This window comes from Streptomyces shenzhenensis, assembly GCF_021462265.1.
In the GTDB taxonomy this organism is placed as follows: Bacteria; Actinomycetota; Actinomycetes; order Streptomycetales; family Streptomycetaceae; genus Streptomyces; species Streptomyces shenzhenensis.
In genome coordinates, this window is the sequence record NZ_JAJONF010000005.1 from 291,313 (window position 1) to 304,186 (window position 12,874).

At 70.2% G+C, this 12,874-nt stretch carries 14 protein-coding genes and 1 pseudogene; 7 read left to right on the top strand and 8 right to left on the bottom strand.

Going from position 1 to position 12,874, the window contains the following annotated elements; translation table 11 throughout:
• Positions 1-318: 318 nt before the first annotated feature.
• On the top strand, positions 319-558 hold the full coding sequence (locus LQ326_RS09695; protein ID WP_181803443.1) for a hypothetical protein: 240 nt from the start codon (positions 319-321) through the stop codon (positions 556-558).
• Complete coding sequence (locus LQ326_RS09700) at positions 558-938, top strand: toxin Doc (RefSeq protein WP_234534668.1); 381 nt, start codon at positions 558-560, stop codon at positions 936-938. Before LQ326_RS09695 ends, LQ326_RS09700 begins: the two co-directional genes overlap by 1 nt.
• A 251-nt stretch (positions 939-1,189) precedes the next feature.
• Here LQ326_RS09700 and LQ326_RS09705 read toward each other — a convergent pair whose 3' ends face one another.
• The 6 genes from LQ326_RS09705 to LQ326_RS09730 form a co-directional block, all read right to left on the bottom strand.
• Positions 1,190-2,101, bottom strand: coding sequence for a GlxA family transcriptional regulator (locus LQ326_RS09705; protein WP_234534670.1), 912 nt, complete (start codon positions 2,099-2,101; stop codon positions 1,190-1,192).
• 10 nt (positions 2,102-2,111) lie between these two features.
• On the bottom strand, positions 2,112-2,711 hold the full coding sequence (locus LQ326_RS09710) for an isochorismatase family protein (protein ID WP_234534672.1): 600 nt from the start codon (positions 2,709-2,711) through the stop codon (positions 2,112-2,114).
• Between the two features lie 306 nt (positions 2,712-3,017).
• Complete coding sequence (locus tag LQ326_RS09715) at positions 3,018-4,184, bottom strand: epoxide hydrolase family protein (RefSeq protein WP_234534674.1); 1,167 nt, start codon at positions 4,182-4,184, stop codon at positions 3,018-3,020.
• Positions 4,185-4,207: 23 nt separating this feature from the next.
• Entirely contained in the window at positions 4,208-4,555 is a 348-nt protein-coding gene (locus LQ326_RS09720; RefSeq protein ID WP_234534676.1) for a hypothetical protein, read from the bottom strand.
• 374 nt (positions 4,556-4,929) lie between these two features.
• Entirely contained in the window at positions 4,930-5,448 is a 519-nt protein-coding gene (locus LQ326_RS09725) for a TetR/AcrR family transcriptional regulator (RefSeq protein WP_234534678.1), read from the bottom strand.
• Positions 5,449-5,929: 481 nt separating this feature from the next.
• Entirely contained in the window at positions 5,930-6,334 is a 405-nt protein-coding gene (locus LQ326_RS09730; RefSeq protein ID WP_234534680.1) for a winged helix-turn-helix transcriptional regulator, read from the bottom strand.
• A gap of 124 nt (positions 6,335-6,458) precedes the next feature.
• Here LQ326_RS09730 and LQ326_RS09735 point away from each other — a divergent pair, with 124 nt between their 5' ends.
• Both LQ326_RS09735 and LQ326_RS09740 read left to right on the top strand, forming a co-directional pair.
• On the top strand, positions 6,459-7,319 hold the full coding sequence (locus LQ326_RS09735; protein WP_234534682.1) for an SDR family oxidoreductase: 861 nt from the start codon (positions 6,459-6,461) through the stop codon (positions 7,317-7,319).
• Between the two features lie 13 nt (positions 7,320-7,332).
• The gene (locus LQ326_RS09740; protein WP_234534685.1) at positions 7,333-7,920 is read left to right on the top strand and encodes a hypothetical protein; all 588 of its coding nucleotides are present in this window, start codon (positions 7,333-7,335) and stop codon (positions 7,918-7,920) included.
• A 24-nt stretch (positions 7,921-7,944) separates the two neighbouring features.
• Here LQ326_RS09740 and LQ326_RS09745 read toward each other — a convergent pair whose 3' ends face one another.
• Entirely contained in the window at positions 7,945-9,201 is a 1,257-nt protein-coding gene (locus tag LQ326_RS09745) for a COG1361 family protein (RefSeq protein ID WP_234534687.1), read from the bottom strand.
• 147 nt (positions 9,202-9,348) lie between these two features.
• On the opposite strand from LQ326_RS09745, the pseudogene LQ326_RS09750 reads away from it, so the two are divergent.
• Positions 9,349-9,621, top strand: a pseudogene (locus LQ326_RS09750) (CPBP family intramembrane glutamate endopeptidase); the annotation flags it as partial.
• On the opposite strand, the gene LQ326_RS09755 reads toward LQ326_RS09750, so the two are convergent.
• Positions 9,615-9,851: a hypothetical protein gene (locus tag LQ326_RS09755; protein WP_234534689.1), complete on the bottom strand. Its 237-nt coding sequence runs from the start codon at positions 9,849-9,851 to the stop codon at positions 9,615-9,617. The pseudogene LQ326_RS09750 and the gene LQ326_RS09755 sit on opposite strands and share 7 nt — an antisense overlap.
• 394 nt (positions 9,852-10,245) lie before the next feature.
• Here LQ326_RS09755 and LQ326_RS09760 point away from each other — a divergent pair, with 394 nt between their 5' ends.
• Positions 10,246-11,067 carry an AAC(3) family N-acetyltransferase gene (locus tag LQ326_RS09760; protein ID WP_234534690.1) on the top strand — a complete coding sequence of 274 codons (822 nt, stop codon included), beginning with the start codon at positions 10,246-10,248 and terminating at the stop codon, positions 11,065-11,067.
• Positions 11,068-12,166: 1,099 nt separating this feature from the next.
• Positions 12,167-12,850, top strand: a complete 684-nt coding sequence (locus tag LQ326_RS09765; protein ID WP_234534692.1) for an IclR family transcriptional regulator — start codon at positions 12,167-12,169, stop codon at positions 12,848-12,850.
• The last annotated feature ends 24 nt before the right edge of the window (positions 12,851-12,874 follow it).

Here is a 12,874-nt window from a genome sequence, read left to right on the forward strand (position 1 = left end):
GCATTGGGCAGGTGTCGCCCGCGAAGAGTTCGGCCCGCCGGCAGGTGCCCCGGACACGTGGACCGCATCCGATTCCCTGCTCCGCAGGGGCGGCACAGCCGTACCGAGGACCGAACGCCGCACACCTGACCGACCGTTGCGCTCGTTCGTCATGTGGTGCGACTCGTGGTGGGGCCGGCTGATCGGGTGCGCTCCCGGTGAGCCGGGTCCGGCCCTCGATCCCTTGCACTCGACGGCGAGCGGGGAGGAGGCGGACGGCGATCGGCCGGTCCGGCATCCCGCTTCACCGCCCGGCACCTATTAGGTACCATCGCAGGTATGCCATCTCTGAACGTGTCCTTCACCGACGAGGAACTCGAAGGCGTCCGGGCCGCCGCCGCCGCCGAGGGCAAGAGCCTGAAGCAGTACCTGCACGACCTCGGAATCCGCGAGATGCAGCGCAAGCAGTTCGTCGCCGGCGCGACCGAATGGGCCGAGCGGCTGCGCGGCGAGTTCGACGAAGCCTTCCCCGACGAAGTGCCGCCCGCCGAGCGCGGCAACGGGGCCGCTGCCGCCTGATGCCGCCCCTCTACATCGACGTCTCCTGGCTGCTGGACGTCCAGGAGAACGCGCTCGGCCAAGACGACCTGACCGTCTCCGACTACTCGGCACTGGTCGCCGCCGTCGCCCGCCACAAGACCCGGCTGCCCACCCTCGCGACAGCCGACCCGGACACGGCCTGGCGCGCGGCGGCCCTGCTGCACACGATCGTGCGCCTGGAACCGCTTCCGCACCGCAACAGCCTGTACGCGGCGTTCCTCGCCGCTCAGTACATGGCGCAGGCGGGCGAGGGCATCGATCCCCCTTACGGCGCGTTGCCCGATCTGGTCCGCAAGGTCCGCGACACCCGTATCAGCGTTCAGGACGTCGCTGACCAGCTGCGCGGCTGGAAGCTGTAGGTCCCCCGGGACGGGCGGCCGCGGCAAGCAGGCGGATCGCGTTGGGCATCTGGCCGCCAGCGCGGCGTCGCCGGATCGGTCCCTTCGAACGCCAACGCGAACCAGGCCTCGGATTCCAGCCGGCGCTCGTCGTCCAGTGGCAGCAACTGCTCCAGGTGGGCCTGCACCAGTTGCGGTGACAAGCGGAACGCACTGCTGGGCAGGACTGCGTACCCGATCCCGCTCACGGATCTGGTGTGCGTTGCTCCAGGTCAGTGCTCGCGGGTTCGTAGGCGGCGCAGCATGCGGGGGTCCTCGAAGCCGACCGCGCGGGCGGCGGCATCGACGGTGGCGCCGTGACTGATGAGGTGTTCGGCGCGTTCGAGACGCAGGGTCTGCTGGTAGCGCAGTGGGGTGACGCCGCCGGTGGCGCGGGTGAAGCGGCGGGTGAGGGTGCGTTCGCTCACGCCCACGGTCGTGGCCAGGGCGGACAGGGGCAACGGTTGGTCAAAGCGGGCGTCGAGCAGGTCCTGGGCATGGTGCACGGTGTCGTCGAGGTGCGACCGGTACCTGAGCATGGCGCTGGCCTGCGGTTCATGGCCGTTGCGTCGTGCGTAGACGACCATGTCCCGGGCGACCTGTGCGGCGACGGCGGGGCCGTGCCGGGCGGCGACCAGGTACAGGGCCAGGTCGATGCCGCTGGCGATGCCGGCCGAGGTGATCACCCGGTCGTCGGCGGTGTACAGGACATCGCGAATGACTGACGCCCTGGGGTAGCGGCGTGCGAGCTCGTCCTGCACATCGTGGTGAGTGGTACAGCGGCGGCCGTCGAGCAGGCCGGCTCTGCCGAGCGCGTCGGCTCCGGCGCAGACGCTGGCAACGGTGCCGCCCCGGGCGTGGTGGTCCCGGAGGGACTGCTGGAAGGCCGCACCGATGGCCGGGCTGCCGGCCAGGGTGGGCGCCCGCCAGCCGGGCACCACGATCAGGTCCTCGGGGCCCAGTTCGGGCCAGTCGGACTGGGCCACCAGTGGCAGCCCCTGAGCGGTGGGGACCAGCGGCTGCTCGGCGACGTAGCTGAGTGTGTAGGAATGCCCGAAGCCGGCGGCCGTGGAAAAGACCTGCGCGGGGCCCGCCAGGTCCAGCAGGTGGAGTCCGGGCACCAGGAGAAAGGCGATGTGGCTCACGATCCGGTCATCATGCCCGAGATGCGGCCGCGGCTTCCAGTTCCGCGACCGTGGTGATGGTGGCGAAGCGTCCGGCAAGGGCGTACTCGGTACGCCTGATGATCTCCTCGGCGCTCAGGGTGCGAGGATCCGACAGCAGTTCGTCGACGCTCTGGCCAGGGGGAGCGTCACGGTGCGGGATGGGGTTGGTCGCGGTGGCGTCGATGACGAAGGTGACCTGGTAGCCGAAGTCGCTCGCGACGCGGGTGGTGGTCTCCACGCACTGCTCGGTCCGGATGCCGCAGACGGTGAGCTCGTGGATGCCGCGCTCGGTGAGGAGCTGCTGCAAGTTGGTGGTGGTGAAGGCGTTGTGCGAGGTCTTGTGGATCAGCGGTTCCGTGTCCCGGCGCTGCAACTCCTCCAGCAGCCGGACATGTCCGAGGGCGGGGTCGAAGACGTCACCGCTGCCGGGTTCGGAATGCAGTACCCACACCACCAGGTCGCCTGCCTGGCGGGCGAGCCGGACCAGCCGGTCCACTCGGTCGGCGATCTCCGGATTGGAGATGGTCTGCCACAGCGGGCGGGCGCGGAAGGATTCCTGGACGTCGATGACGATCAGTGCTCGGGTCATGCCCCAAGCCTGACCGGCGAGACCGAAGCGGGGACAGGCCTCATCGGGTCCGGGTGCGGACCGATCCGGTCACCGTCGGAGCCATGCCCCCTGCCCTGGCTGCCGGCGGCATCTCCCTGTGATGCCGGATGACGCACTGCTCGCGAAGAGGACATGGCGCACATCCTTCATGTCAGGCACGTCGGCAGCGTCCTTTCGTAGGCGGCGAGCCGGTCGGTGTACCGAATCGGTGGCCCGGACCTCACGGATCGCGCGCTCGCGGAACTCGTCCGGGTATTCATGGGGCGCTGCCATGATGCTGGTGGATCACAGGTCCTGCCGTGCGGCCCGCGGGTGGCGGGAGCGGAGGTCGCGGAAGAACGCGGTGATGTCGTCGGCGAGCAGGGCGGGTTGCTCGTGGGCGGCGAAGTGTCCGCCGCGGGGCATGCGGGTGTAGCGCGTGAGGTGATACGTCCGTTCGGCCCAGCTTCGTGGTGGTTGGGAGAGGTCTGCCGGGAACAGGGCGAGGGCGGTGGGTACGTCCACCCGTTGCACCCGTCGGGTCAGGTGGTGTGCGTACTCGTAGTACGGGCGGAAGGACGTGGAGATGGTGCCGGTGAACCAGTAGAGAGATGCCTGGGTGAGGAGAAAATCGTCGCTGAAGCATGTGGAGGGGGCGCCTCCGCAGTCGCTCCACGCGCGGCACTTCTCCAGGATCCAGGAGAGCAGCCCGGCGGGTGAGTCGGCCAGGGCGGGGGCGAGGGTGAGGGGGCGGGTGCTCTGCTGGCACAGGTAGCCGCCCTCCTCCGCCTGCCACGCCGCGACGGAGGAGAGGTACTTCTGCTCCTCGGGCGTCAACGAGGTCGGGTCGTCGTCGGCTGGGGCCGCGGCGGCGAGCAGGTGGATGCCGACGACGGACTCGGGGTGCGCTTCGGCGAGTCGTGAGGTGATGCCGGCGCCCAGATCTCCGCCGTGGGCCGCGTAGTGCCGGAAGCCGAGATGGTCGTGCATCAGCCGGTGCCAGAGGTCGTGGGTCTGCTCGGCGCCGGTGAGAGTGGGCCGCTGAGGGGAGAAGGCGAAGCCGGGCAGTGAGGGGACGATGACGGTGAAGGCGTCCCGGGCATCACCGCCGTGGCGGGACGGGGCGGCCAGTCGTTCGGCGAGGGTCGTGAGTTCCAGGACGGTGCTCGGCCAGCCGTGGGTGAGCACGATCGGCAGGGCCTCCGGGTGCTCGGCGTCGTAACGGAGGTAGTGCACAGGTGTTCCGTCGATGCCGGCGAAGTGGGACGGCAGGGCGTTGACGGCGGCTTCATGGGTTCGCCACGCGTAGTCGGTGGCCCAGTACGTGACGAGGCGGCGGAGCTCGGCGGCGTCGGTGCCCGCCTCCCAGCCGTCGACCGGCCAGGGCTCGGGCCACCGGGTGGCACGCAGCCGGGCGCGGAGGTCCTCCAGGTCGGCGTCACTGACCTCGATGAGGGGGGCGGCAGTCGGCACGGCGTGCTCCTTGGTGTCCGTACTCAGGGGGCGGGCGTGGCAGGGGCGGCGTCGGCCGCCTCCTCGTATGTGGTCCGTGGGGCGGCACGAAGGGCGCCGGCGAGGACGAGCGATGAGGCCGTAACAGCGGCGACCACCAGCAGGGCCGGTGCGAGGCCGGTCCGTTCGGCGGGGGCTCCGATCGGGGGCGGGCCGCCGACGAGGCCGCAGTACCCGATCGAGGTGACCACTCCGACCCGGGCGACCGCGTGGGCGGGGTCGTCCGAACCGGCGCTCAGGCCGAGGCGGAAGCCGGGTGCGGCACCCGCTCCCCACAGCACCGCGCCGGCGAAGTCCGTCCAGAGACGGGGCCCGGTCGCGAACAGGGCCACCCCCAGACAGGCGGCACAGGCCGCCGCACGCAGTACGCCGGGCTGCCCAGCCGGTCGACGATCAGCGGTCCGAGCCAGGGGCCCAGGGTGACGGCCGTGAGGAAGGCGGCATAGGCGAGCGTGCCGATGGCCGCCGTGGTGTGGTGGCGGTCGATGACGGTGAGGCTGACCCAGTTGCTCCCCGCTCCTTTCGCCCATGCGAAGGCCAAGGCGACGAGGCCGAGGGCGACCGTGCGCGCGTCGCGCCAGGCGTGCGGCCCGGACCCACGTGCCTCCGCCCGCGATGACGGTGCCGCGGGTGCGGTCGACCAGGTAGGTCGACCGTACGGCGCTCCTGGTCTCGCGCGCCCACGGGTCTCCCGGGCCGCGGGTGTTCACGCAGGCGATCCGGCGACCGGGCCGAGCACCTGCACGATGGCTGCCCGGGTCTCCTCACGCGGCTCCTGGTCCGTGGAGAGCAGGGCGTGCATGATCATTCCTTCCAGCAGGGCGTCGAGACGGGCGGCGGTCTCCGGCCCGGTGAAGCGGGCCAGCACCGCCCGGCTGGACCTGGTCCACTCCTGGGTCAGGGCGCGCAGCGCGGGATCGCGCAACGCGGCCAGGTGCAGTTCGAAGCCGAGGACCGCGCTGCGGTGCCGGGACGGTCCTCCCCGGACCAGCTCCACCAGGATGTCGATCAGGTCCTCGCGCGAGGTCACTTCGGTGAAGAGCGCCTCGTACTCGGCGGTCCGTTGTTCGACGTACCTGCCGAAGGCCTGCGCGCACAGTTCGGTCAGGCTCGCGAAGTGATAGGTGACGGAGCCCAGCGGTACGTCCGCACGGGCGGCGACCTTGCGGTGCGTGATTCCGGCGATCCCGTCGTCGACGAGCACCTGCAGCGCGGCGTCGAGCACGCGCTCCCTGCGCCGCGGATCGTGGCGGCGTGTGCGTTGCCCCTCGCCGTCCGCTGTTCGTCGGTCTGAGGGTGCTTCCTTCCCAGCCATAAGAACAAACGTACACTACTTAGGAACGGATGTTCTTATCTTGATCCTGGCCTGCGAGTGCCGGCACCGGGACGAAGCAGCCAAACCGCTGCCCCGCCTGGGCCTGTTGTGTCGATCGAGCAAGCTTGAGTTGCTTGAGGGCTGCCCACGGTCTCACCTGCCTGCTGGCCCGTGGGAGCAGCCGGCGTGCCGGGTGGGCTCCGCGTACGGCATGCGGCCCGAGCGGGCGCTCGGGTACTCCATGGCCGCCGGCTCCCGTCCCCGGTACGAGAGCGGCGTGATGCGGGCCGATGCGGAGTTCCTGCTCAACGGGGCCGAACTCAGTGCTCACAGAACTGAGCGGAGTCGGTCTGGAGGGCTGGGCCGGGCGCTGCCCCGGGCGAGGAGTGGTTCAGTCGGTCTGCTCGGCGCGGGTGTTGTACGCCTCGCGGGCTGCGAGGACCTCGGCCATGTGCTGCAGGGACCATTCCGTGAGCCCCCTGAGGGGGCCGCGCAGAGTGCGCCCGAGCGGGGTCAGCTCGTACTCGACGCGCACCGGCACTTCCGGGTGGACCGTTCGCAGGACCAGGCCGTCGCGTTCGAGGGCGCGCAGCGTCTGGGTGAGCATCTTCTCGCTGACCCCCGACAGGCGCTTGCGCAGCTCGGTGAACCGGGCTGTCCCGTGCTCCCCGAGTTCGCCGAGAACGAGGATCGACCATTTGTCGCCGATCCGGTCGAGCAGGTCCCGCGACGGGCAGCCCTGCTCGTACGGATCCCACGACGATGTCGCGCCGGTCACAGTCTCGACAGTCCCCACAGCCCCCACCTCATTTCTTTCATCCGGGTGGCTACCTTACCAAAAGGTGGCTACTTACTGATGGAGAGCTGCCAGGTCAGAGTGGTGGCTGCCGCGAAAGCCGCGGCGGAAATGGGAGCCTCACATGTCCATCGTCGTCACCGGAGCCACCGGCCAGCTGGGCCGACTCACCGTCGAGGCGCTGCTGCGGCACGGAGTGCCGGCCGCGGGCATCGTCGCCACGGGCCGGGACACCGCCAGGATCAAGGACCTGGCCGACCGTGGTGTCGTGACGCGCCGGGCGGACTTCGCCGACCCCGACAGCCTTGCGGTGGCCTTCGCGGGAGCGGAGAAGCTACTGCTGATCTCGGCCTCGATCCCCGTGGCCGAGCGCCTGGCCAATCACCGCCGCGCCATCGACGCGGCACTGACCGCCGGGGTGTCCCTGATCGCGTACACGAGCATGACGCGGGCCGACACAGCCCGCACGATCCTCGCCGGCACCCACCGTGCCACGGAGGAGTACCTGCGTGAGCGTGACGCCCCAGCCGTTGTGCTGCGCAACAGCTGGTACCTGGAGAACTACACCGACCAGCTGCCCCTGGCCCGCCGGCACGGCACCTTCCTCGGAGCGGCCGGCAAGGGCAGGGTCAGTGCCGCGACCCGCACCGACTACGCCGAGGCCGCCGCGGTCGTCCTGACCGCCGAGGGCCACACCGGCGCCGTTTACGAGCTGGGTGGCGACCAGGCGTTCACCCTGGCCGAACTCGCCGCCACCGCCTCCGCCGCGACCGGCACGTCCCTCACCTACACCGACCTCCCCGCAGGCGAGTTCGCCCAGGCACTGACCGACTCAGGCGTGCCCGCCGAACTGGCCCAGATCCTCGCCGACTCCGACCTCGGACTGGGCCGCGGCGAACTGTTCACCGACTCCGGCGACCTGCGCCGCCTGACCGGACGGCCCACCACCACCCTCGCCGACGCGATCACCGCCGCCCTGCGCTGACATCGCCCCGCCCGTGAGCACCGAAGAAAACCACACCGCTGTGAACCGACCGGAAAAGGCCGTCATCATCTCCAGCCGCAGCACCGCGCGACGTACTCTCCTCACTCTCACCACGACGTTCGCCGCCCTGGCCCCGCTCGCCGTCCCCGCCACCGCCGCAACGATCCACGACCGCGCGGACAGCGCCTGCACGATCACGGTCGACGGCGCCAACGCCTTCCCCGAAAGCATTGCCGCCGACAATCATCACGTCTACACCGCGAGCATCGACGACGGCACCGTCTACCGCGGGCGCCTGGGGGCGAAGGCACTCGCCCCGTTCCTGCCGGGCGGCCAGGACGGCCGTACCCAAGCCGCCGGCATCAAGATCACCGGGAACCGCCTGCTGGTCGCCGGCGCCTTCACCGGACGCTTCTTCGTCTACACCAGCACCGGGAAGGGACAGCCCGAGCTTCCTCGACCTCATCCGCAACGAGGCGTTCAGCGGCAAGCGCGACAGCGGCAACGGGCGTGTTCGTGGGTGACGACCGATTGGTCCTGCTCCATCAGGTCTGGTCGCCGATGCCGTTCAAGCCAACCGCCTCTGTGGCCGGAAGAATGAGTGGCATCAGCGGGCGGTCGTCCGTCAGCCGGGGTTCTGGTTGCGGCGGCGGCGCACGAGGACGAGCGTCCCCGTGCCCGCGACCATCGCCGCGGCCGCCGCGCCCGCGATCGGCAGCGCCGGGGAACCGGTCGCTGCCAGGTTGCCGTCAGGCGGCGTCGTACCGTCGTCGGCGGGCGACGACGATCCGCCCCCGGCCGATCCACTCGATCCGCCCGAGCCACTTGTCGAGCCGTCGGTCGGGCTGCTCGTCGGGGTGCCCGAGCCGCCCGGGCCGCCCGGGCCGCCCGGTGTGCCGGTCGGGTCTCCACCCGTGACGTCCAGCGTGATGTCGGCCTTGTCGTTGGTCTTGTCGGGGTCGAACGGCCGCGCCTCGGGGCTCAGCGCCACCGAGCCCTTGGCATGCGGCACCCGCTTGTCGATCCTCAACTGGAAGGTGTAGTTCTCGTGGCCGCCCTCGTTGTAGGCCGGCTGACGCATGCCGCAGTAGTAGACGTGCCTATCGGCCCTGCAGAACGCGGCGACCTTGACGACCGACGTTCCGGCGGGCGGTGTGACCACGACTCTCACGGTGGTGGACCTCACCCAGGCGGGCCCGGCGTTGGTGAACTCCAGCTTCATCGGCACCGTTTCGCCGACGCTCCCCTTCAACGCGGCGCCCGTGACCTGGAAGTCTGCTGTGTTGACGGAAGTGACCGGCACGTCGACGACCCGCTTGGACCCCGCGACCCCGGTCTGTGTCTCGGCCAGTTTCACCGCCGGTGCGGTTCCCGCGACCGGGTCATCGCCGTTCTCGTCCGGCCATGGGGCGTTCCAGTCGACCTTCACGCGCAGTTCGTCGTCGAGCGCGCGGTCCAGTGCCTTGACGCGGAGCGGAGTCTCGGGGGTGTAGAGGACCCCCGGCTGCGCCGGCCGGTCGTACTCGCAGACCGCGGTCCACCGCTCGGGCATCTCGTCGTACGACCTGACGTGCTGGGTCCAGCAGTTGGAGGGGACCTCCGCGAAGTCGAGGCCCCGGGTGACGGCGTAGGTGACCCACACCTTCGCGGCGGTGGCGGTGCCCTTGTTCGCCACGGTGACCGGCACGTCGAAGGTGCTCCCCGGCTTCAGCCCGTCGACCGGCTTGATGCCTCCGACGACCAGCTCGGGCTCGGCGTCGTCGGCGAAGGCGGCGGGGGCCGCGGCCAGCGCGATCAGTCCCGCGGCACCGAGGGCCGCGGCGGCCGCACGGGAAGCGCGCGAGGTACGGGAGGCGCGGCGGTCGGGTCGGAGCATCGGCATGGCGAACCTCTGTGGGAGTGCTGGGTGAACGGACGGTGTCCTCCGGGGAACATCGCTGCGCTCAATAGACTCCTGTCGACCCCGAACAGTTGCACGCCCGGCCTCGGGGCGTGAAGAGAGCCGCGAGACACGGGTGCTGTGTCGGGCGTCGGCCTGCACTTCGGCTGGAACTTCGAGGAGTCCGGCATCCTCGGCACCGAAGTCTCCGGCAACGGCGCCACGCACGGGCTGCTGGACGCCTCGACGTCGGGCGCGGCCCTGATCACGGGCGGCGAGTTCGGCCCGGAGGCCGGTCTGTACTCGATGTCGTTCGCCGTGCTGGCGACGATCGTCTTCCTGCGGCCGGCCCGCCGGCGCGGCAACCTGGTGCCCCGACGGCGTGACGAGCGCCTCGACGTCCTGGCTACAACCGGTCAGTGATGACCACTGAGCAGGTCGGCCAGGTGTGGCGCCGGCTGGACGTCACGGTACGGGACCTCCCGCTCGGACTGGTGTGGGGAGGCTTGCCTGCTGGTCGGATCGGTGATGACGTAGACCGTCTCGCGGCTGCGCTTGCCGGTGGTGACGCTGGTGCGGTGCCGTACGATCTTCGTGGCCTGGACGGCGTACGGGAAGTCCACGCTGAGGTTGGTGACGGTGGGGGCCTGCACCGGCTTTGAAATCGCCCTGGTGGTCAGCGGTCAACTGCGAACCCTGTCCACCACCTCGTCAATCACGACAGCGGACTGCTCACCGCGCCGGCATTGCATGCGGCGCGGGCGCCCGTTGGCGGGACGGTCTGCTCAAGATCGTCCCGCGCATGCCCAACCCCGCTACCCTCCTCACTGCCAGGCCGTTAAACAGGGGAAATGCAAAAATTCGGCTGGAGTATGAGGTTACCGACGGTCCGGGAAAGGACGTGACAACTATGTTCGGACGTCGTCATTTTCTCATTGGGCGGAACCGACCTTCCTGGAGCCCTACGATGAGCCATCGCCGACTACGTCGTCGCTCCTCTTGCCGGTGGGGCGACGGGGATGGAGAGCTGTGCTCGCTGCCTCTGTCATGGAAGAGCTCACCGAGTCCGAAATCACCGAACAGCTGGCTCGACTGGGAATCGAGTCCGGCGGCACTCTGATGGTGCATGCTTCGATGAGGTCTGTCGGAGGGGTCAAAGGCGGTGCGATCTCAGTTATGAATGCACTCAGGCGCTTACTGGGTCCGGACGGCACGCTCGTGGTTCCGGCTTTCACTTCAGACAACTCGGATACCTCATCAGCTCACCAGGAACAGATTCGTGGCCTGAGTGACGAGGCTCGCGTCACATTTCGCGAAAACATGCCACCCTTCGATCCGGCGACCACCCCATCCACCGGCATGGGTGTGCTGGCCGAGACGGTCCGATGCCACGCGAACTCCATCCGCAGCGCCCATCCGCAGACGTCATTCGCTGCGCTGGGCGCCCAGGCCGCAAAGATCATCCAAGGTCACCACCTCGACTGTCACCTCGGTAAGCACTCTCCTCTTGCACGGTTGTACGACATGCGGGCGCAGGTGCTTCTGCTCGGTGTCGGTTTCGATCGCTGTACGGCATTCCATCTCGGCGAGTATCGCGTTACGGATCCGCCTCGTCGCACATACAGGTGTGTCATCCGCAAGGACGGAATGCGGCAATGGTGGGAATATGAGGACGTAGCCTTGGACGACAGTGACTTCGGCCGTATCGGAGAAGATTTTGAACGAGTGTCAGCGAGTGGAGCCGTGCGAAAAGGCCGGGTCGGCTCGGCGTCGTGCAGGCTGCTGAGTTTCGTTGACGCTGTTGACTATGCTCAAAGTTGGCTCTTGGAGCGTCGTGTGACGGGATATGGACGCGGTCCACGGTGCTGACAGCTCAACCAACGACTTGCTGCACGGTAGGCGGTGAGACGTCGAGCTCTCCGTGGTCCAGCGTGCCTCGGTCCCCGCTGGCCGGGCGCGGGCGATCTCACCGAGGCACGCGGCGAGGAAGCCCTGTGGTGGGCTGACTGGCGAGCCGGCCGGCCGGGAAGGCGCCGCTGTAGCAGCAGTCGAGGATCAGCACCTGTTGCCTGGACATGCGGGCGCTACCCCCCGATCCGCCATGGAACCGCTTGTCCCACGGCATGGCTGCCAGTGTGGCGAGTCGGACTGTTCTTGCGGGGCGGATCCCGGGAAGCCAACGCGCCCGGCGTGCGGCGGCGGCCGGATCGACCGCGTGCCTGAGCCGCTCAGGGCGCAGGCACCAGGCCGCGACGGGCGGCTGGCGCGGAGGGCTGCTCGCGGAGCCGGGGCCCGGCCGGTTCCGCGTCGGTGGTGCCGGCGTCCGCGTACGCCGGCCACGGCGAAGCCGGGGCCGAAGGCGACCGGCAGGCCCTCGGTGCCCGGGGCAGGCGGCAGGGCGTGGGTGCGGCGCGGGCGTCCGGCACCGCGTTCCCGCCGAGGTTGCCGTTCTTCCGCAGCGACTCGGAGAATCACGACGTCCATGTCCGCCGCGGTGAGTCCGCCGTTTTCCAGGGTGCGACGGGCTGCGTCGGCGGCCATGGGGGAGGCGTCACGGAAGGCGGCGTCCATGCGGCGTCACACCCCCGTTGCCGCCACGGCCTCGGCGAAGGACCGGGGGAAGTGGCGCTCCGCCACGCCGCATCCGTCGATGACCCGAAGGATCACCGCCAGTCGCGGTGGTGCCGATGCCGGGTGCGGACGGCCTCGCGGATCTCGGCCGTGGTGATCTTGTGGGCGGGCAGCACGATGTCGGCTCTTGGCGCCGTACGGCGGCGGCCGTCGATCGAACAGCCTGCGTGGTGAGGCGGACTCCGACCCGGTGCAGAGCGGGGAAACATGGCGCCGGATCGTGCCGGACGGCCTGTGGGACATCGCGAGGCCGCCGGCCCCGTCCCGGGCGTCGGGGCAGGTGCTGGAGGTGCGACCGGCGCGGCGGGCCCGCGCCCGCGGCTTTAGGCTTCGCAGCGTGACGGATTCACCTCGCGCCGCCGGAACGCAGACGCTCGCTCGTGGCCTGCGCGTTCTGCAACTCGTCAGCATGGCCGCGGACGGCCTCAGCATCCAGGAAGTCGCCGCCCGGCTGGATGTCCACCGGTCCATCGCCTCGCGCCTGCTGTCCACGCTCGCGGAGTTCCACCTCGTCACCCGCGGCGGCGACGGCCGCTATCGCACCGGTGCCGGGCTCGCCGCCCTCGCCACGGGAATCCAGGCCACGCTGCGTTCGGCCGCGGAACCTGTCATGCACGACCTGGCGGCCGAACTCGGCGCCACCGTATCGCTGTTGGTGATCGAGGGCAGCCAGGCGGTCGCGCTGTCAGTGGTCGAGCCGCCCGGTGCGGCGTACGTGTTGAGCTTCAAGACCGGCAGCCGCCATCCCCTCGCCCGGGGCTCCGCCGGTGTCGCGCTGCTGGCCGCCCAGTCGGCCTCGCCCGGGGAGGCCGCGAACGTCACCGAGGCGCGTGAACGGGGCTTCGCGTCGACCTTCGGCGAGGTCGAACCCGGGGCGTACGGGGTGGCAGCCCCGATCTCGGTCGAGGGCCTTCCGCCCGCCTGCCTGAATCTCATCACGTACCGCCCCGAGATCGCCGAGGGGGCCGGGCCGGCGCTCCTGGCGGCGGCCGCACGGGTGCGCGCCCACTTCCTCGGCTGAGGCCCGTCCGGCTCGCGACGGCTC